The organism is Palleronia abyssalis (assembly GCF_900302445.1).
GTDB lineage: Bacteria > Pseudomonadota > Alphaproteobacteria > Rhodobacterales > Rhodobacteraceae > Palleronia > Palleronia abyssalis.
This window is the reverse complement of sequence record NZ_ONZF01000001.1, coordinates 698,371-717,709: the sequence shown is the minus strand read 5'-3', so window position 1 is coordinate 717,709 and position 19,339 is coordinate 698,371. Positions and strand designations below refer to the sequence as shown.

18 protein-coding genes and 1 tRNA gene are annotated in these 19,339 nt (G+C 65.6%); 13 read left to right on the top strand and 6 right to left on the bottom strand.

The annotated features are described in order from the left end of the window. Window positions 1–84: 84 nt before the first annotated feature. The 4 genes from lon to hmuQ all read left to right on the top strand — a co-directional run bounded on the left by lon (window position 85) and on the right by hmuQ (window position 3,450). On the top strand, window positions 85–2,490 hold the full coding sequence (gene lon, locus PAA8504_RS03605; RefSeq protein WP_108892753.1) for an endopeptidase La: 2,406 nt from the start codon (window positions 85–87) through the stop codon (window positions 2,488–2,490). Window positions 2,491–2,619: 129 nt separating this feature from the next. Beyond that, entirely contained in the window at window positions 2,620–2,964 is a 345-nt protein-coding gene (locus tag PAA8504_RS03600; RefSeq protein ID WP_245897503.1) for an HU family DNA-binding protein, read from the top strand. A 13-nt stretch (window positions 2,965–2,977) separates the two neighbouring features. Next, a tRNA-Val gene (locus PAA8504_RS03595) sits at window positions 2,978–3,052 on the top strand. A gap of 86 nt (window positions 3,053–3,138) precedes the next feature. Then, window positions 3,139–3,450 carry a heme-degrading protein HmuQ gene (gene hmuQ, locus PAA8504_RS03590; protein WP_108892752.1) on the top strand — a complete coding sequence of 104 codons (312 nt, stop codon included), beginning with the start codon at window positions 3,139–3,141 and terminating at the stop codon, window positions 3,448–3,450. 60 nt (window positions 3,451–3,510) lie between these two features. On the opposite strand, the gene PAA8504_RS03585 is transcribed toward hmuQ, so the two are convergent. From PAA8504_RS03585 to PAA8504_RS03575, 3 genes are all read right to left on the bottom strand, one after another. After that, the gene (locus PAA8504_RS03585; protein WP_108892751.1) at window positions 3,511–3,972 is read right to left on the bottom strand and encodes a hypothetical protein; all 462 of its coding nucleotides are present in this window, start codon (window positions 3,970–3,972) and stop codon (window positions 3,511–3,513) included. Between the two features lie 175 nt (window positions 3,973–4,147). Then, the gene (gene glnA / locus PAA8504_RS03580) at window positions 4,148–5,554 is read right to left on the bottom strand and encodes a type I glutamate--ammonia ligase (protein WP_108892750.1); all 1,407 of its coding nucleotides are present in this window, start codon (window positions 5,552–5,554) and stop codon (window positions 4,148–4,150) included. A 37-nt stretch (window positions 5,555–5,591) separates the two neighbouring features. Next, on the bottom strand, window positions 5,592–5,930 hold the full coding sequence (locus tag PAA8504_RS03575) for a P-II family nitrogen regulator (RefSeq protein WP_108892749.1): 339 nt from the start codon (window positions 5,928–5,930) through the stop codon (window positions 5,592–5,594). Window positions 5,931–6,097: 167 nt separating this feature from the next. Between PAA8504_RS03575 and PAA8504_RS03570 the strand changes: the two genes are divergently transcribed. Continuing rightward, window positions 6,098–7,600 carry an NAD(P)H-hydrate dehydratase gene (locus tag PAA8504_RS03570; RefSeq protein WP_108892748.1) on the top strand — a complete coding sequence of 501 codons (1,503 nt, stop codon included), beginning with the start codon at window positions 6,098–6,100 and terminating at the stop codon, window positions 7,598–7,600. A gap of 7 nt (window positions 7,601–7,607) precedes the next feature. On the opposite strand, the gene glmS is transcribed toward PAA8504_RS03570, so the two are convergent. After that, window positions 7,608–9,419 (bottom strand): glutamine--fructose-6-phosphate transaminase (isomerizing), encoded by a 1,812-nt coding sequence (gene glmS, locus PAA8504_RS03565; RefSeq protein ID WP_108892747.1) that lies wholly within the window; start codon window positions 9,417–9,419, stop codon window positions 7,608–7,610. Then, the gene (glmU, locus tag PAA8504_RS03560) at window positions 9,419–10,768 is read right to left on the bottom strand and encodes a bifunctional UDP-N-acetylglucosamine diphosphorylase/glucosamine-1-phosphate N-acetyltransferase GlmU (protein ID WP_108892746.1); all 1,350 of its coding nucleotides are present in this window, start codon (window positions 10,766–10,768) and stop codon (window positions 9,419–9,421) included. Before glmU ends, glmS begins: the two co-directional genes overlap by 1 nt. Window positions 10,769–10,870: 102 nt before the next feature. Here glmU and PAA8504_RS03555 point away from each other — a divergent pair, with 102 nt between their 5' ends. The 5 genes from PAA8504_RS03555 (at window position 10,871) to PAA8504_RS03535 (ending at window position 15,611) form a co-directional block, all read left to right on the top strand. Further along, window positions 10,871–11,533: an HAD-IA family hydrolase gene (locus PAA8504_RS03555; protein WP_108892745.1), complete on the top strand. Its 663-nt coding sequence runs from the start codon at window positions 10,871–10,873 to the stop codon at window positions 11,531–11,533. Between the two features lie 59 nt (window positions 11,534–11,592). Continuing rightward, window positions 11,593–12,756, top strand: a complete 1,164-nt coding sequence (locus PAA8504_RS03550; protein ID WP_108892744.1) for an isovaleryl-CoA dehydrogenase — start codon at window positions 11,593–11,595, stop codon at window positions 12,754–12,756. 35 nt (window positions 12,757–12,791) lie between these two features. After that, entirely contained in the window at window positions 12,792–13,214 is a 423-nt protein-coding gene (locus tag PAA8504_RS03545) for a DUF1622 domain-containing protein (RefSeq protein WP_108892743.1), read from the top strand. Then, the gene (locus PAA8504_RS03540; protein ID WP_146190448.1) at window positions 13,211–13,723 is read left to right on the top strand and encodes a lysozyme inhibitor LprI family protein; all 513 of its coding nucleotides are present in this window, start codon (window positions 13,211–13,213) and stop codon (window positions 13,721–13,723) included. The genes PAA8504_RS03545 and PAA8504_RS03540 overlap by 4 nt, the downstream gene beginning before the upstream one ends. Window positions 13,724–14,042: 319 nt before the next feature. After that, window positions 14,043–15,611: an AMP-binding protein gene (locus tag PAA8504_RS03535; RefSeq protein ID WP_108892742.1), complete on the top strand. Its 1,569-nt coding sequence runs from the start codon at window positions 14,043–14,045 to the stop codon at window positions 15,609–15,611. Here PAA8504_RS03535 and PAA8504_RS03530 read toward each other — a convergent pair. Then, window positions 15,608–16,198, bottom strand: coding sequence for a hypothetical protein (locus PAA8504_RS03530; protein WP_146190447.1), 591 nt, complete (start codon window positions 16,196–16,198; stop codon window positions 15,608–15,610). The genes PAA8504_RS03535 and PAA8504_RS03530 overlap by 4 nt on opposite strands. Window positions 16,199–16,366: 168 nt before the next feature. Here PAA8504_RS03530 and PAA8504_RS03525 point away from each other — a divergent pair, with 168 nt between their 5' ends. Genes PAA8504_RS03525 through PAA8504_RS03515 form a run of 3 tightly spaced genes read left to right on the top strand, consistent with a single transcriptional unit; the run spans window position 16,367 to window position 19,337 of the window. Further along, a complete protein-coding gene (locus tag PAA8504_RS03525; RefSeq protein ID WP_108892740.1) occupies window positions 16,367–17,971 on the top strand; it encodes a carboxyl transferase domain-containing protein in 1,605 nt (534 codons plus the stop codon). Then, window positions 17,968–18,375, top strand: coding sequence for an ASCH domain-containing protein (locus tag PAA8504_RS03520; protein ID WP_108892739.1), 408 nt, complete (start codon window positions 17,968–17,970; stop codon window positions 18,373–18,375). Before PAA8504_RS03525 ends, PAA8504_RS03520 begins: the two co-directional genes overlap by 4 nt. After that, a complete protein-coding gene (locus PAA8504_RS03515) occupies window positions 18,372–19,337 on the top strand; it encodes an NAD(P)H-dependent flavin oxidoreductase (protein WP_108892738.1) in 966 nt (321 codons plus the stop codon). The genes PAA8504_RS03520 and PAA8504_RS03515 overlap by 4 nt, the downstream gene beginning before the upstream one ends. Window positions 19,338–19,339 lie beyond the last annotated feature (2 nt).

Here is a 19,339-nt window from a genome sequence, read left to right as displayed (position 1 = left end):
CACATTCTGTGACGCTGAAGGAGGACCCGACCGCGTTGCCGCTCCGGCGGGACCAACGAGGTCCTTGCACAAAAGGATAACGAGATGACCGAGCATACCTATCCCGTTCTGCCCCTGCGCGACATCGTGGTCTTCCCCCACATGATCGTGCCGCTTTTCGTCGGGCGGGAGAAGTCCGTGCGTGCGTTGGAAGACGTGATGGCGGATGACAAGCAAATCCTGCTGGCCAGCCAGATCGACCCAAGCTTGGACGACCCCGACACCGACGGTATCTATCGCGTTGGCGTTCTGGCGAATGTGCTGCAACTTCTGAAGCTGCCTGATGGCACTGTGAAGGTGCTGGTCGAAGGCCGGGCCCGCGTGAAGATCGCCGACTATCTGGAAAACGACCGCTTCTTCGAAGCCAAGGCCGTCGAACTCGACGAGACCATGGGCGACGAGGACACCGTGTCTGCGTTGCTGCGGTCGGTGAGCGAAGAGTTCGAGAAATACGCGCGGGTTAAGAAGAACATCCCCGAGGAGGCGCTGGCTGCCGTAGGCGAAACCGACGATCCGGCCAAGCTGGCTGATCTGGTGGCAGGACACCTGGGCGTTGACGTCTCGCAAAAGCAGGAGCTGCTGGAGACTCTCGAGATCGCCCAGCGGCTGGAAAAGGTGTATGGCCTGATGCAGGGCGAAGTCTCGGTCCTGCAGGTCGAGAAGAAAATCAAGACCCGCGTGAAGTCCCAGATGGAGCGGACGCAGCGCGAGTACTATCTGAACGAACAGATGAAGGCGATCCAGAAGGAGCTGGGCGACGGCGAAGAAGGCGCCGGCGAACTGGCCGAACTGGAAGAGCGCGTTCAGAACACGAAGTTCAGCAAGGAAGCGCGCGAGAAGGCCGAAGCCGAGCTGAAGAAGCTGAAGAACATGTCGCCCATGTCGGCCGAGGCGACGGTCGTGCGCAACTACCTCGACTGGATGCTGTCCATTCCGTGGGGCACCAAGTCGCGGGTCAAGAAGGATCTGGGACGCGCACAGAAGGTCCTCGACGACGATCACTACAGCCTAGACAAGGTGAAGGAGCGGATCGTCGAGTATCTGGCGGTCCAGCAGCGGTCGAAGAAGCTGAAGGGGCCGATCATGTGCCTCGTCGGCCCTCCGGGCGTGGGCAAGACGTCGCTTGGCAAGTCGGTCGCGAAGGCCACCGGGCGCGAGTTCATCCGCATCTCGCTTGGCGGCGTGCGGGACGAATCCGAAATCCGCGGCCACCGTCGGACCTATATCGGCTCGATGCCCGGCAAGATCATCCAAGCGCTGAAGAAGGCCAAGACGACGAACCCGCTGATCCTGCTCGACGAGATCGACAAGATGGGCCAGGACTTCCGTGGCGACCCGGCTTCGGCGATGCTGGAAGTGCTCGACCCCGAGCAGAACGCGACCTTCGTGGATCACTACCTCGAGGTGGAATACGACCTATCGAACGTGATGTTCCTGACCACGGCGAACTCCTACAACATGCCGGGCCCGCTTCTGGACCGGATGGAGATCATCCCGCTGGCCGGCTACACCGAGGACGAGAAGGCGGAAATCGCGCGCCGTCACCTGATCGGCAAGCAGATCAAGAACCACGGCCTGAAGAAGGGCGAGTTCGAGATCACGGACGAGGCGCTGACCCAGGTCATCCGCACTTATACCCGCGAGGCGGGCGTGCGGAACCTTGAGCGTGAGCTGGCAAAGCTGGCGCGGAAGGCCACGACGCAGATCGTCAAGAAGGAGGTCGAGAAGGTCGTCGTCACGAAAGACAACCTGTCCGACTACCTTGGCGTGCCGCGCCATCGCTACGGTCTGGCCGAAGAAGAAGACCAGATCGGCGTGGTCACGGGGCTGGCTTACACCAGCGTCGGGGGTGAGCTTCTGAACATCGAAGCTCTGCGCCTTCCGGGTAAGGGTCGGATGAAAACCACCGGCAAGCTGGGCGATGTGATGAAGGAGTCCATCGACGCTGCGTCCAGCTTCGTGCGGTCGATCAGTCCCCGGATCGGGGTCAAGCCGCCGAAATTCGACACGCTGGACATCCACGTCCACGTGCCCGAAGGCGCGACGCCGAAGGATGGCCCCTCGGCCGGTCTTGCGATGGTGACGTCTATCGTGTCGGTGCTGACGCAGATCCCGGTCCGCAAGGACATCGCCATGACGGGCGAGGTGACCTTGCGCGGCAATGCGCTGCCGATCGGCGGCCTGAAGGAGAAGCTTCTCGCGGCCCTGCGCGGCGGCATCAAGACGGTGTTGATCCCGCAGGAGAACGAGAAGGACCTGGCCGACATCCCCGACAACGTGAAGGAGGGGCTGACGATCATCCCCGTCGGCCACGTGAACGAGGTGCTCAAGCACGCCCTCGTCCGGGTCCCTGAGCCTGTCGAATGGGATGAGGCGGCCCAGGAAGCCGCCGATGCCGAGCGGAGCCGTCTTCTGGATATCTCCGAGGGAACCGCGCCGATCACGCATTAGGCGAACTGCCCATAACATGGCAATCGGCGCAGCTTCAGGCTGCGCCGATTTTCGTTTTATCGGCCCGGTCACGACTTTGCCGCATTGCGAATACACCCTAGCGTCAACTGGATCAGAAGGATTCCAATCGTGACCGAGAACCCGGAACTGAAAGTCGTCGAGGAAACGCTGGCGACAGTCACCAAGGAAGTGAAGAAGCCCGAGCTTATCGACCGCGTGGTCGCGGTGTCGGGCATGAAGAAAAAGGACGTGAAACCGGTTGTCGAAGCCATGCTTACCGTCCTGGGTCAATCACTCACCGAGGAAGAGCAGCTCAACCTTCAGCCTTTCGGTCGCGTTCGTGTCGTGAAGAAGAAGGATTTGGCCAACGGCCAGGCGCTGACGTTGAAGCTCCGGCGGTCAGGGCCGTCGCTTGGCGAAACCGCCGAAGCCCTGCCGTCGGAAGGTCTTGCAGAGGGTGACGAGGACAGCTAAAGACCGCGTCACCGGGCGATTAGCTCAGCGGTAGAGCACTTCGTTCACACCGAAGGGGTCACTGGTTCGATCCCAGTATCGCCCACCATCATTCCCGGAAAGGCGCGGCATAAAAGGTCGCGCCTTTCTGCGTTTCGTGGTCAAGATGCCCGCTAGTGAACGAAAGGAGACGGCATGTACCTTACGATGAACCGATTCCGTGTAACCCGCGGGCAAGAGCAGGCATTCGAGGATATGTGGGCCGCCCGCGATAGCCACTTGAAGGAGGTCGAGGGCTTCGTCGCCTTCCACCTGGTCAAGGGTGCGGTGGAGGACGATCATACGCTTTACGCCAGTCACACCACCTGGCGCGACAAGGCGTCGTTCGAGGCCTGGACCAAATCCGAGGCCTTCCGGAAGGCGCATTCGGGCGTTCGGCCGAACGTGGACCTATACCAGGGGCCGCCGGTGCTGGAGGTGTTCGAAAGCGTGCTCGACCTTACCTGACCGTCCCGAATAACAATCGACGGCAGGCGCATGGTCCCATGCGCTGCCGGACCCGGCCCTTCACGCCACGGCGCTGATCGCGGGCCTGGAATGCGCTCGAAAACCCGGGTCGGTTGCCTTCCGGGGACGACTGGCCATCGCATCCCAGGTGAAATCCTCGGGCAGGACACGGGCCCCTGTGGGCTGCCAGAAGACCGACGCGACGCCGATCCGCGCGACGAGGGCACGCGTGATCTGAAAGCACAATTTCTGGCCGACCTCGCGGCCCGACGTCGCGGCCGAGGTACAGGCGACCGCGATCTGGCGCACCCCGTCTTCGCGCATGCGCTGCGTCAAAGTCACCGCTCCTTGATCGGTCTCATAGGCGATGCTGTCGCCCCGGACACCCAGGTCCAAGCGGTAGATGGACAGCCCCGCGCGGCCCAAACACTGCGCGACCATGGCAGGAATGTCGTAGAACCCCGTCTGATCGCCGTCGGCAATGGCCAAAGTCGAAGTGGTTTTGTGCTGAAATTCACTCATGGCGTTCCCCCCGTCTGCTCGGATCGTTGAATATCAAATCGTATCCGAAGATCGTTGACGTAAAGTTAGGCGCCAGAATGACGCAAACACGGAACTTCCACGCCCCGGGGGTGACGAGGATAACGAAAAAGGGCGCTCCAAAGAGCGCCCCTTTCCATCTTCTATCTGCCGAGGATCAGCAGCTGTAATACATCTTGAATTCCATCGGGTGGGGCGTGTGCTCGTAGGCGTAGATTTCTTCCCACTTGAGGTCCATGTAGCCCTCGATCTGGTCCTTCGTGAACACATCGCCCGCGGTCAGGAAGTCCATGTCTGCCTCGAGCTCGCTCAGCGCTTCGCGCAGCGAATGGCAGACCGTAGGGATGCCGGCCAGTTCCTCGGCGGGCAGGTCGTAGAGGTCCTTGTCCATCGCTTCGCCGGGGTGGATCTTGTTCTTGATCCCGTCGATGCCGGCCATGAGCAGGGCCGAGAAGCACAGATAGGGGTTCGCCGCCGGGTCGGGGAAGCGGGCCTCGACGCGCTTGGCCTTCGGCGACTCAGCCCACGGGATACGCACGCAGCCCGAGCGGTTGCGGGCCGAGTAGGCGCGCAGCACGGGCGCCTCGAAGCCAGGGATCAGGCGCTTATACGAGTTCGTCGTGGGGTTGGTGAACGCGTTCAGGGCCTTGGCGTGCTTGAGGATGCCGCCGATGTAGAACAGCGCCTCGTCCGACAGATCGGCATACTTGTCGCCGGCGAACAGCGGCTTGCCGTCCTTCCAGATCGACATGTTGACGTGCATCCCCGTGCCGTTGTCGCCCGCGATGGGCTTGGGCATGAACGTGGCCGACTTGCCGTAGGCGTGCGCGACGTTGTGAATGATGTACTTATACTTCTGAAGCTGGTCGGCCTGGTCGGTCAGGGTCGAGAATATAAGCCCCAACTCGTGCTGGCAGGACGCCACCTCGTGGTGGTGCTTGTCGACCTTCATGCCGATGCGCTTCATCGTCGACAGCATCTCGGACCGTAGGTCCTGCGCGTCGTCGACGGGGTTCACGGGGAAGTAGCCGCCCTTGATGCCGGGGCGGTGGCCCATGTTGCCCTGCTCGAACTCGCCATCGGTGTTCCATGCGCCGTCGACGGCGTCGACCTCGTAGGAGACCTTGTTCATCGCGACCTGGAAACGGACGTCGTCGAACAGAAAGAATTCGGCCTCGGGGCCCATGTAGGCGGTGTCGCCGATGCCGGACGCCTTGAGGTATTCCTCGGCGTTGCGTGCGGTGCCGCGCGGGTCGCGGTCATAACGCTCCATCGTGTCGGGTTCGAACACGGTGCAGTGCACGGCCAGCGTCTTTTCGGCGTAGAACGGGTCCATGTACATGGAGGCCGCGTCCGGCATCAGTTTCATGTCGGACTGATCGATGGATTTCCAACCGGCGATGGACGAGCCGTCGAACATAAAGCCTTCCTCGAGGAAGTCCTCATCGACCTGATCGGCCATGACGGTCACGTGCTGGAGCTTGCCGCGCGGGTCGGTGAAGCGGATGTCGACGTATTCGACGTCCTCATCCTTGATGGTCTTCAGCATGTCTGCGTTGCTCATGTGTCCCTCTCTGTTTTGAATGTGCGTCGCTTGGGCGTCAAAGAGCGTCCGATCCGGACTCGCCGGTGCGGATGCGAATGGCCTGCTCGACCGGCGAAACGAAGATCTTTCCGTCGCCGATCTTGTCGGTCTTCGCGGCCGAGACGATGGCCTCGATGGCGGCATCGACCTGATCGTCGTCCAGAACGACCTCGATCTTCACCTTTGGCAAGAAATCGACCACGTATTCGGCGCCGCGATACAGCTCGGTATGGCCTTTCTGCCGGCCGAAGCCCTTTACCTCCAGAACGGAAAGGCCCTGGATCCCCACATCCTGCAGGGCCTCCTTCACCTCGTCGAGCTTGAAGGGCTTGATGATCGCCTCGATTTTCTTCATCTGGCCGATTCCTCCGGGTCCGGTTCATACGCGACAGACCACTTCCCGCGCCGGGCCTCAATTGACTAGCCTGAGACGGAGAGGGTGCGTCCGGCGGTTTGGTAGGCCGCGCCCGTTTTTTGTGCAACGTGCTTTTTGCGCGGGCTGTTTTTAAAGGGAGTTCCCGAATGCATGTGCTGACTGCCGAAGAGATGCGCGAAATCGAGAGAACTGCCATGGATTCGGGCACCGCGTCGGACCGCGTCTTGATGGAGCGAGCAGGTTGCGGTGCCGTCGCGACAATCTTGGAGGAATGGCCCGATCTGGCGCCCGGACGGGTCCTGATCCTGTGCGGGCCGGGCAACAACGGGGGCGACGGGTTCGTGGTAGCACGCCTACTGCACGGTCTGGGCTGGACGGTCGACCTGCGCCTGTTGGGTGATCCCGGCAAACTGCCGCCCGACGCAGCGGCCAACCACGCCGCCTGGTCCGCTCTGGGGGATGTGACTCCACTGGTCGACGGTACCGACAAGGGGGATCCGGATCTGATCGTCGACGCGCTGTTCGGAACGGGGCTGACCCGGCCGGTCGACCTTCCCGAAACGCTGGGATTGTTGCGCACCGAACGACGGGCGAAGGTCGTCGCGCTGGATATGCCCTCGGGCTGGTGCTCGGACAGCGGACGCCGGATCGGGGCCCGGGCCGCGGAAGCCCATCTGACGCTGGCGTTTCACGCGGCCAAGCGGGGCCACGTGCTGGGCGACGCCCCCGAGGCATGCGGGATGTTGCGGGTGATCGATATCGGTCTGCCCGATACCGGGGACGGTGTCAGGCTTGTGGGTGCGCCCAATGGTCTGGCGAAGGCCGGAGGCCACAAATATGCCTACGGGCACGCCCTGGTCCTTGGCGGCGGCCCGGGGAAGGGCGGGGCCGCCCGCATGACTTCCCGCGCCGCTCTGCGGGTGGGGGCGGGACTTGTGACATTGGCCGTGCCGCCCGCCGCATTGCAGGAGAATGCGGCGCGGCTTGATGCGGTGATGTTGTCTTCGATGCGTGACGCGGACGCGCTGGCCGAGATGCTGGAGGACACGCGCCTGAACGCGGTTGCGCTGGGACCCGGACTGGGCAGCGGTGGCCGAACGCGCGAGCTCGTGCGAACGGTGCTGGCGGCCGATCGCGCCTGCGTCCTGGATGCCGACGCGCTGACCGCGTTTGCCCAGGCGCCGGACGACCTGTTCGGGATGCTGCATCCGAAGGCCGTCCTGACACCGCACGGAGGGGAGTTCGCAAGGCTGTTCCCCGATCTGGCGAACCTAATGAACGGCCCGGTCGAGAGCGGACCGGCCTTCTCCCGCCTCGACGCGGCGCAGGCAGCGGCGGATCGGGCAGGGTGCACCGTGCTGCTCAAAGGGCCCGATACGGTCATCGCGTCCCCCGACGACGTCCGCATCCACGCCGCCCTCTATGACCGTTCGGCGCCGGGGCTGGCGACGGCGGGCGCAGGTGACACGCTGACCGGGTTCATCGCAGGGCTTCTTGCGCGCGGGCTGGACCCGGTTGAAGCCGCGGGGCGGGGCGCTTGGCTTTTGACCGAATGCGCGTTGCGCTTTGGGCCGGGTCTGATCGCCGAGGATCTGCCGGAGGTGCTGCCCGGGGTCCTGGCGGAGCTTGCCGCACACGCCCCCGGGTAAAGGTCCCTTATTCGACGGTCACGGACTTGGCGAGGTTGCGCGGCTGGTCCGCATCCGTCCCCTTCGCGATGGCCGTGTGATAGGCCAGCATCTGTGCGGGCACGGCATAGAGGATGGGCGCCCAGATCGCCGGCGCGCGCGGCATCTCCACCGTCCGCCAAGCGGCGCTTTCCGCGGCCAAGCCGTCCCCGTCCGAAATCAGCACCACGCGGCCGCCGCGGGCCATGACCTCCTGCATGTTCGACACCGTCTTGCCGAACAGGTGGTCGCGCGGGGCCAGCACGATGATCGGCACGCTTTCGTCGACCAGCGCGATGGGGCCGTGCTTCAGTTCACCCGATGCATAACCTTCGGCGTGTATATAGCTGATTTCCTTTAGTTTCAGAGCGCCTTCCAGCGCGAGTGGATACATCGCGCCACGGCCCAGGAACAGGACGTCGCGCGCCTCGGCCAGGGAGCGGGCGATGTCCTCGATCCGATCCTCGACCGCCAGCGCCTGGCTGACCAGCGCGGGCATCTTGCGCAGCGCTTCGACATGGGCCTTGCCATCCTCGGCCGTCAGCGTGCCGCGATCGGCCCCGGCCTTCAGCGCCAGAAGGGCCAGCACAGTCAGCTGGCAGGTGAATGCCTTGGTCGAGGCGACGCCGATCTCGACCCCCGCCAGGATCGGCAGGGCGACGTCGGATTCGCGCGCGATCGACGAGGTGTCCACGTTCACGATGGACAGGATCTGCGCCTTGCCGGACGCATAGCGCAAGGCGGCCAGGGTATCGGCCGTCTCGCCCGACTGGCTGACGAAAATCGCGAGGGTCCGGTCGGACAGGGGCGGTTCGCGGTAACGAAATTCCGAGGCTACATCGACCTCGACCGGGACCCGGGCGATCTGTTCGAACCAGTATTTCGCCACGTGGCACGCGTAGGACGCCGTGCCGCAGGCAACCATGACGATGCGGTCGACGCCGGAAAAGTCGATCTCACCCTCGCGGAGGCGTACCGTGTCGCCGTCGAGGTAATGCGACAGACACGCGTCGATGACGGCGGGCTGCTCGTGGATTTCCTTTGCCATGAAGTGCCGGTGACCGCCCTTGTCGACGCGGCCTGCCGCCTCTGCGATGCGGGTTTCGGGGCGGTCGACCTCGGCCCCGGCCTCGTCGAAGATGGTGAAGCCTTCGCGGCTGAGGACGGCCCAGTCTCCCTCCTCGAGATAGATCAGCCGGTCGGCCAACGGCGCCAGGGCGATGGCGTCCGAACCCACGAACGCCTCGGTCCCGTTATGGGCGATGGCAAGGGGGCTGCCCTTGCGCGCTGCGATCATCAGGTCGGACTGGCCGTCGAACAGGAAGACCAGCGCGAAGGCGCCTTCCAGCCGCGCCAAGGTGCGCTGGACGGCCTCGACCGGGGTGGCCCCGCCGTCGAGGAACGACTGGCACAGCAGGGCGATGGTTTCGGTATCGGTCTCGGATTCGGCACCGTAATTGCGGGCGGTCAGTTCGCTGCGCAGCTCGGCGAAGTTCTCGATGATGCCGTTGTGCACGACGGCGACCGGTCCGGCCCGATGGGGGTGGGCGTTGGTTTCGGTGGGCTTGCCGTGGGTGGCCCAGCGAGTGTGCCCGATGCCCGACCGCCCCGGCAGCGGCTGGTGGACGAGGTGATCGCTGAGGTTCACCAGCTTGCCCACCGCGCGCCGCCGGTCGAGCTGACCGTCGCTGACCGTGGCGATCCCCGCGCTGTCGTATCCGCGGTATTCAAGACGGCGCAACGCCTCGAGGATGACGGGTGAGACTTCATAGGTCCCCAGAATGCCGACGATTCCGCACATCAGTGTCTTCCCCTGTCCCGTGCCGCCCTGAGTTTCGCGACGATCTTGCGTGCAAGGCCGTCCTTGTTCGTCTGCCGCGCCCGTCCCAGCCCCAGCGCGCCGTCCGGCACGTCCGAGGTGATGACGGACCCCGATCCGGTCATCGCATCCTCGCCAACGCGGACAGGTGCGACCAGCATGGTCGACGAGCCGATGAAGGCCCGCGCCCCGATCTCGGTCCGGTGTTTGAAGACACCGTCATAGTTGCAGGTCACCGTGCCGGCGCCGATATTCGCGGCCTCTCCGACATTGGCGTCCCCGATATAGGTCAGGTGGTTCACCTTCGCACCTTCGCCGATTTCGGCAGACTTTATCTCGACGAAGTTGCCCACGCGGGCACCGTTGCCCAATTCCGCGCCGGGACGCAGACGGGCATAGGGGCCCACGATCGCGCGCGCGCCCACGTGGCACCCTTCCAGATGGCTGAACGCGCGGATCGTGGCGCCCGATTCTACTGTGACGCCGGGGCCGAAGACGACGTTCGGTTCGACCACAGTGTCGCGGCCGATATGGGTGTCATGGGCGAAAAACACGGTCTCGGGCGCGACCAGGGTGACTCCGTCCTCTAGTATCTCGGTCCGGCGGCGCGCTTGGAACAAAGCTTCGGCGCGGGTCAGCTCGGCGCGGGTGTTGATGCCCAGCGTCTCGGCCTCGTCGCAGGCTACGGTGGCGCAGCGCAGACCCCGGTCGCGCGCGATGCCGACAATGTCGGTCAGGTAGTATTCGCCACTGGCGTTGTCGTTGCTCACCGCGTCGATCAGGTCGAACAGGGCGGCGGCATCGGCACAGACCACGCCTGAATTGCAGAACGTGACCGCGCGTTCGGCCTCGGTCGCGTCCTTGTATTCGACGATTCGCAGAAGCTCGCCCCCTTCGACGATCAACCTGCCATAGCGGCCGGGATCGGCGGCCTCGAACCCCAGCACCACGACCGCCGCACCGCCGGCGCGGGCGGCCGCCATCATCGACAACGTTTCGGGCCGGATGAAGGGCGTATCACCGTAAAGGATGAAGACATCGCCCTCGGCCCCCTCCAGCGCGTCGCGGGCCTGGGCCACGGCATGGGCGGTGCCCAGCTGCTGTTCCTGCAAGGCCACGACCAGATCCTCGTCCCATTCGGAAGCTTCGGCGCGGACGGCCTCGGCCCCGTGCCCGGCGATCAGGACGCTGCGCTCAGGCTCCAGCGCGGCGCCGGCGTTCAGGGCGTGGGCGAAAAGCGGTGCGCCCCCGACCTTGTGCAGGACCTTCGGCAGGTCCGAGTTCATGCGCGAGCCCTGGCCGGCGGCCAGAACGACGAGGTGGGATGCCATGGCGGGCCTTTCCTTCTGCTCGGGCTCGTTCTACCCGTCGCAAGGCTGCACGCAAGCGGGCTGACGCTCACGCATCGTTACCGGCCATTGCAGGAGGGCTTCATGCGCACGGTCATCTTCGACCTCGACGGCACCTTGATCGACACCTCGGCCGACCTGATCGCCGCGGCCAATGCCTGTTTCCGGCACCGTGGCCTGGGCGACGTGCTGGATCCGGTGGCCGACGCCGCCATCGCGTTCCGGGGCGGACGCGCCATGCTGACGGAAGGCTTTTCGCGCAGTGGAGCGGGCGGCCCCGCTGAGGTGGAGGAGGACTATGACAAGCTGCTGACCGCCTACGGTGCTGCAATCGCCATCTATTCGACGCCCTATCCGGGCGCATGGCAGGCGGTCGAGATGTTGAAGAACCGCGGCTGCGCCGTGGGTATCTGCACCAACAAGCCCGAGGGCCTGGCCAAGTCCCTGATGGACGAGATGGGGACATCCCATGTCCTGCCCGTGCTGGTCGGTGCCGACACGCTTCCGGTGCGCAAACCAGACCCCGAACCGCTGTGGGAAGTCGTCCGGCGCAACGGCGCGGATCGCGACCGGGCGGTCCTGGTGGGCGATACCGAAACGGACGTGAAGGCCGCCCGTGCAGCCGGAATGCCGGTCATCCTGGTCTCGTTCGGGCCCGAGGGGCCGGGGATCGCGCGCCTGAACCCCGACGCGATGCTGGATCATTTCGATGACCTGCCCGATCTGGTCGAACGCCTGCTGCCCTAGGCCCCCTTGCCAAGCGCGCGCCGACGTCCTTGTCTGACGCCAAGAGGAGGAGACCGCCCATGTTCACCGCATCCATGAGTTTCGACCTTGGCGAGGACGTCAACGCGCTGCGCGAGACTGTCCACCGCTGGGCGCAGGACCGCCTGAAGCCCCGCGCGGCTGGGATCGACAGCAGCAACGAAATGCCCCCCGACCTCTGGCCCGAAATGGGCGAACTTGGCTTGCTGGGGATCACCGTACCCGAGGAGTTCGGCGGCGCAGGCATGGGCTATCTGGCCCATGTCGTGGCGGTCGAGGAGATCGCGCGCGCCAGCGCCAGCGTGTCGCTCTCCTACGGCGCGCATTCCAACCTGTGCGTGAACCAGATCGCGCTGAACGGCACAGACGAGCAGCGCGCGAGATACCTGCCCAAACTCGTGAGTGGCCAGCATGTCGGCGCATTGGCCATGTCCGAAGTCGGCGCGGGATCGGATGTCGTCGGGATGAGCCTGAAGGCCGAGAAGCGCAACGATCACTACCGCCTGAATGGCACTAAATACTGGATCACCAACGGCCCCGACGCCGATACGTTGGTGGTCTACGCCAAGACCGACCCCGAGGCGAAATCGAAGGGCATCACCGCCTTCCTGATCGAGAAGACGATGACCGGCTTCACCACCAGTCCGCATTTCGACAAGCTGGGGATGCGCGGGTCGAACACGGCCGAGCTGATCTTCGACGACGTGGAAGTCCCGTTCGAGAACGTGCTGGGCGAGGAAGGCGGCGGCGTGAAGGTGCTGATGTCCGGCCTCGATTACGAGCGGGTCGTGCTGTCGGGGATCGGCACCGGCATCATGGCGGCGGCAATGGACGAGGTCATGCCCTACATGGCCGAGCGCAAGCAGTTCGGCGCGCCCATCGGGTCGTTCCAGCTGATGCAGGGCAAGATCGCCGACATGTACACCAAAATGAACAGCGCCCGGGCCTATGTCTACGAGGTCGCGAAGGCCTGTGACAAGGGCAGGGTGACGCGCCAGGATGCGGCGGCCTGCGTGCTGTATGCCAGCGAGGAGGCGATGACCGTGGCCCATCAGGCCGTGCAGGCGATGGGCGGCGCGGGGTTCATGAACGACACCACCGTCAGCCGGCTGTTCCGCGACGCGAAGCTGATGGAGATCGGGGCAGGAACATCCGAGATCCGGCGGATGCTGATCGGACGCGAACTGATGGCTGCGATGGCCTGAGGGGAATGAGAGCCGGGCGGACGGATTGACGGGTCATGGAAAGCGAAAGCGAATTTTTGGGTTATGCGCGCGAAGGCGGCGCATTGCATGGCGAACTGGCATGGCTTGTGCACGGGCTGGAATGGGTGGCGACGGTGGTCGATCTGCTGGCCATCGCGATCCTGGTTCTGGGTGCCGTGCGCTTTGTCCTGGGTTTCGTGCTGGCCGAGCTACAGCGCGACGGCGTGGCGCGGGTCCGGGGGATCAACCGGCAGCGCGTGGCGCTGGGCCGCTATATCCTGGCGGGACTGGAGCTGCTGATCGTCAGCGACATCGTGCATACCGCGCTGAGCTTGGCGATGATCGACCTCGTGTTCCTTGGGCTTCTGGTCGTGATCCGATCACTGATCTCGTTCTTTCTGGACCGGGAGCTTGAGGCTGTTAAACACGATCTGGCCAACGGAGACATCACGGCGTGAAAATTTTAGGGGTATTGGTCGCGATGGTTTGCGTCTGGACCGGTGGTGCGGGGGCGCAGACCGCCGATCCCGCACCGTGGCAGGGCGAGTTCGCGGCCTGCATCGCAGGACGCTCGGGGCCGGATTTTCTGGCCTGCGTGGGGCGCGCAGCCGATCCGTGCCAGGACGCGCCGGGGGGCAGTACCACGGTCGGAATGACCGCCTGCTTCGCGATGGAGGCTGATCTGTGGGATGCCGAGCTCAATCGCATCTGGCCCGCTTTGAGGAAGGCGGCCAAGGCGCAGGACGCGGTCGAGGCTGACGTGATGGGCGGGGCATTCGCGAATTTCGACGACGCCCTGCTGCAAGCGCAGCGGGCGTGGATCGCATTCCGGGATGCCGAATGCGCGCTGGACTACGCGCAGTGGGGGGCCGGTTCGATGCGTAGCATCGCCGGGGCGGCCTGCCGCATGGACATGACGGCCGAGCGGGTCGCCAGGCTGTCCGAACTGGCCGAGTTCCGGCACTGACCCGCTGGTGGCCATGGACGCCCGTCGCTGCCCTTTGCCTTGCGGCGGCCATTTTCGGATGGCGGCTGGGCCGCGCCCCGGACGAGACGACGGCCATTCGCCGCATCGCGACCCAGTATGCGCAGGACGTTCCAGGGGCGGTGCCCACCGACTGCGCCGCGACGCCCGGGGAGGGGAAGGTCTGGCTTGTCGTGGCGTGCGGCGCGCCGGGCGATGCGGGGCGTCGCGTCTATCGTCTGGATCGGCGTAGTCGGGTTCTAGCCGCCCCGGACACGTAAGACGTGGACGATGGCCGCGAATGGGATAGGCTTTCCCGACCATGAGAACGATGCCCCTTCTGACCCGCAAGCCCTATGACGCCCTCTATTCCCGGTTCCGCTGGGACCTGCCCGAGCGGTTGAACATGGCCCATCAGGCCTGCGACGGATGGGCCGCGGCCGAGCCCGAGCGACTGGCGATCATAGAGATCACGCCAGAAGGACGCCGGGGGATCACATACGGACAGCTTTGGCACCTGTCGCGGCGGGTCGAGGCCGCATTGGTCGACAAGGGGATACGGCGCACCGACCGGGTGGGCGTACTTCTCAGCCAGTCGCCCCTGACGGCGGCCGCGCATCTGGCGTGCTGGCGGCTGGGGGCGATCTCGGTCCCGCTGTTCAAGCTGTTCCGGCGTGACGCGCTCGAGACGCGGCTGAACGATTCCGGCGCGGGCGTCGTGGTCACCGACGAGGAGGGCCGCGAAGCCCTGCGCGGCATGGGTCTGGGCATAATCACCGAACGCGGGTTGCCATCGGCCGCCGGGGCCAGTCGCGCCATGCCCGAGTTCGAGCCTGACGACCCGGCCGTCCTGATCTATACCTCCGGCACAACCGGCAAGCCCAAGGGCGCCCTGCACGGGCATCGCGTCCTGACCGGTCATCTGCCCGGGGTCGAGATGAGCCACGATTTCCTGGGCCAGCGGGGCGATGTGCTGTGGACCCCGGCCGATTGGGCCTGGATCGGGGGGCTGTTCGACGTCCTGATGCCGGGCTTGGCATTGGGTGTCCCGGTCGTCGCTGCCCGGTTGCCGAAGTTCACCCCCGAGGCCGCACTGCGCATTTGCGAGGAAGGACGCGTGCGCAATGTCTTCTTCCCACCCACGGTCCTGCGGATGCTGAAGGCCGAGGGGTGCCGGATCCCGGGCCTGCGCAGCGTCGCCAGTGGGGGCGAACCCCTTGGCCCCGAAATGCTGGGCTGGGGGCAGGACGCGCTTGGCGTGGCGATCAACGAGTTCTACGGCCAGACCGAGTGCAACATGATCGCATCATCGTCAGGGGCGATGTTTCCCGCCGTTCCGGGCACCATCGGTCGGCCCGTGCCCGGCCACAAGCTGGCGGTTCTGGATGTCGACGGGCAGCCCTGCGATGGAGAGGGGGATATCGCCGTGGCGCGCGGATCGGCCTCCATGATGCTGGAATACTGGCGCAAACCGCGCGAGACGGCGGCGAAGTTCCGCGGCCGGTGGATGCTGACCGGCGACCGCGGCATGTGGGACGGCGCGCATCTGCGGTTCAAGGGCCGCGAAGACGACGTGATCACATCATCGGGCTATCGCATCGGACCGTCCGAGATCGAGGATTGCCTGATGACCCATGCCGCCGTCGCGACCGTGTGCGTGGTCGGCAAGCCCGATCCGATGCGGACCGAGATCGTGAAGGCTTATGTGGTGCTGAAGAATGGCACGCCCGCCTCCGACGATCTGGCGGCCGAGTTGCAGGAGTGGGTAAAGTCCCGGCTGGCAAGCTATTCCTATCCGCGCGAAGTGGCGTTCCTGGACGAACTGCCCATGACGGTGACCGGCAAGGTGATCCGCAAGGATTTGAAGGCCCGCGCCGCGTCCGAACCCTAGTCCCGCGCCGCCGTGGGGGTCGCGCAGGCCGGTTTGACATAGCCCTCCGGTGCGTCGACCCCGGACAAGGCTTGCTCGGCCACCTCGGCGGCTGCGAACGGCCCCAGCGCGACCGAGACCTTGCCGTCTTCGAAATTGGGCAGGCGGTTGTGGTTCAGGATGGTCGTGTTCTCCGCGGGGAAATCCTGTTCGATCATCGCTTGGGCGGCCGCTTCCGTGTCGACAGTCGCGATGATTGCGAACAGTCCGCACCCGGCATCGGCCTCTGGCCCATCGCCGGACGTCGGCACGATGACGGTGATGCCCGGATCCGCGACCCAGCCCATGCCGCTTGTCGTCTCGACGGCGCACCAGCCGTTGTCGCATCCGGCCGTCGGATAGCAGTTCGCCGTCGGAACGGTTCCGATGGTGTCGGACTCGTCCAATGGTTCGGACAGGTGCCTCAATCGATAGGGCAGGGCGGGAACGCAGGCGATCGCGCCGATTATGCGCTCGGCCTCGGGCGCGGGGTCCGGGGCCTCCGTCCCTTGGGCGAAAGATATGGCCGGGATCAGACCGGCAAGGGCTGCGACGAAGACAAGACGCATCGGGCCATCCATTGTGATCTTTTCCGCAGCGTGCCTTCGCTCCATCCGTCTTGCAACATGCGAACACGCCTGCGCGTGAAACACCGCGACGTTCCGCCGGGACGTCGTGCTTTCGTCTGGCGTCCCGCCGCGACCCGGCCTAGCCTGAAGCCCGTGCGGGGAGGGCTCATGCAACTGAAATCGCAGATACTGATCGGATCCGATGCGTTCAAGGCGAACGAAACCGCGCATCTTCAGGCCCTTGCCGAGATCGAGGCGGCCGCCACCCTGGCCATCGAAGGGGGCGGCACACGGGCGCGCGAGCGACACATCTCACGGGGCAAGATGCTGCCGAGGGATCGCGTCGCGGGGGTTCTGGACCCCGGCTCTCCGTTCCTCGAAGTCGGTCTGACCGCGGCCCACGACATGTACGAGGGCGCAGCCCCCGCCGCCGGCGCCATTGCGGGCATCGGACGGGTCGAGGGGCGGCTGTGCATGGTGCTGGCTAACGACGCCACCGTGAAGGGCGGCACCTATTATCCCATGACGGTCAAGAAGCACCTGCGCGCGCAGGAGATCGCCGAGGAGAACCGCCTTCCGTGCATCTATCTGGTCGATTCGGGCGGCGCGAACCTGCCGAACCAGGACGAGGTGTTTCCCGACCGCGATCATTTCGGGCGCATCTTCTACAACCAGGCGAGGATGAGCGCTGCAGGCATCGCGCAGATCGCCGTGGTCATGGGGTCGTGCACGGCCGGCGGGGCCTACGTACCCGCCATGTCGGACGTGTCGATCATCGTTAAAGAACAGGGGACGATCTTCCTCGCCGGGCCGCCCCTGGTGAAGATGGCGACGGGCGAGGTGGTCGAGGCCGAGGATCTGGGCGGCGGGGACGTCCACACCCGGCTGTCGGGCGTAGCGGATTACCTGGCCGAGGACGACGCCCACGCGCTGGCGCTGGCGCGACAGGCCGTCCGATCCTTGGGGTGGGACCCGGCCGCCGCGCTGGAGTGGCAGAGCCCCGAGGACCCGGCCTACGACCCGTCCGAGATCCTGGGCGTGGTTCCCGAAAGCCTGACGACCCCCTATGACGTGCGGGAGGTCATCGCGCGGATCGTCGACGGCTCTCGCTTCGACGAGTTCAAGGCCCGCTTCGGCGAGACTTTGGTGACCGGCTTTGCCCACATCATGGGCTGCCCCGTGGGGATCGTCGCCAATAACGGCGTCCTCTTCAGCGAAAGCGCACAGAAGGGGGCGCATTTCGTCGAACTGTGTTCGCAGCGGCGCATCCCGCTGGTGTTTCTGCAAAACATCACCGGCTTCATGGTCGGCCGCAAATACGAGGCGGAAGGAATCGCGCGGCACGGGGCGAAGATGGTCACGGCCGTGTCGACGACAGCGGTGCCGAAGGTCACGATGCTGATCGGGGGCTCGTTCGGGGCCGGCAATTACGGCATGTCCGGCCGCGCCTATCAGCCCCGCTTCCTGTGGAGCTGGCCCAACAGCCGGATCAGCGTGATGGGCGGGCCGCAGGCGGCCGGCGTGCTGGCGCAGGTTCGCCGCGCGGCACTGGAAAAACGCGGGGAAGAGTGGCTGGAGGAAGAGGAAGTCGCCTTCAAACGCCCCGTGATCGATCAGTTCGAGCGTCAGTCCCATCCGCTTTATGCCTCGGCACGTCTCTGGGACGACGGCTGCATCGACCCCCGCAAGGCGCGCGAGGTGCTTTCCCTGTCCCTGCGCGTTGCCACCAGCGCCCCGATCGAGGAGACACGCTTCGGCGTGTTCCGGATGTGAGCGCAGAGGCCTCGGATGATCGCGTCGCAGGTTTCACGACGTTCCGGTTCGGCGACGGACCCGAACTGTGCGACCGTCTGCTGGGGCTGGTCATCGCAGGCCAGAAGACGGCGACCTGCGGAGCCTTGCGCGAGTTCGAGGCCGACCCGGAAAGTCGTCCAGCCATCGGCCGTCGCGACATCGCGTGCCGCTGGGATTGGACTCCGGCGGTGATGATCGAGACCGTGGACGTCTTCGAATGTGCCTTCCGGGATGTCCCCGAAGACTTTGCCCTGGCCGAAGGGGAAGGCACCTTCGCCGAATGGCGCGACGGTCACGTCGACTACTTCACGCGAAACGGCGGCTGGTCGGAAGACATGCTGCTTCTGTGCGAGCGGTTCCGGGTGATCGAGGTGCTGGAATGATCGCAACCCGCCTGACCACGCGGTTCGGGCTCGACCACCCGATCGTGTCTGCGCCGATGGCCGCCGCCGCCGGCGGGCGACTGGCGGCAGCAGTAAGCGCCGGGGGCGGCCTTGGGCTGATCGGCGGCGGATACGGCGACGCGGCCTGGATCCGGGACCAGGTGGACCTTGCCGGGCCGTCGCAAGTCGGCATCGGGTTCATCACGTGGTCGGTGACGGAAGGGGTCCTGGCAGAGGCGTTGGAGCGCAGACCCGCTGCCGTCATGTTGTCCTTTGGCGACCCTGGGGCCTTGGGAGCCATGGTGCGCAAGGCGGGCGTTCCGCTGATCCTGCAGGTTCAGACGTTAGATCAGGCGCGCGCCGCGCTGGACGCCGGGGCCGACGCGATCGTCGCCCAGGGTGCCGAGGGCGGCGGCCACGGGTTGCGGCGCGCGACGATGACGCTGGTCCCCGAGGTTGCCGACCTGCTCGCGGCGCGCGCCCCCGAGACGTTGCTTCTGGCCGCCGGCGGGATCGCGGACGGGCGCGGTCTGGCGGCGGCGCTGATGCTTGGGGCGGACGGCGCGCTGGTCGGGTCCCGGTTCTGGGCCGCCGAGGAGGCTCTGGTCGCGCGCGGGCTGGTGTCCGCCGCGATGAAGGCGACCGGCGACGCCACGGTGCGGACCACCGTTCCCGATGCGGCGCGGGGCCTAACCTGGCCCGGCGAATTCACCATCAGATCCATGCGAAACGCTTTCAGCGACCGCTGGCGGGGACAAGAGCACCAACTGCGCCACACACCGCAGGCGCAAGCCGCATGGCGCGATGCCATGGCGGACGGCGATGCCGAAACCGGCACCCCCATCGTGGGGGAGGCGACCGGGTTGATCCGGGACTGCGTCCCCGCCGTAGAGATTCTCGCGCGCATGGTGGCCGAGGCCGAAGATCACCTGGCGCGGGGCCAGAAGATGACAGGGAGATAGCC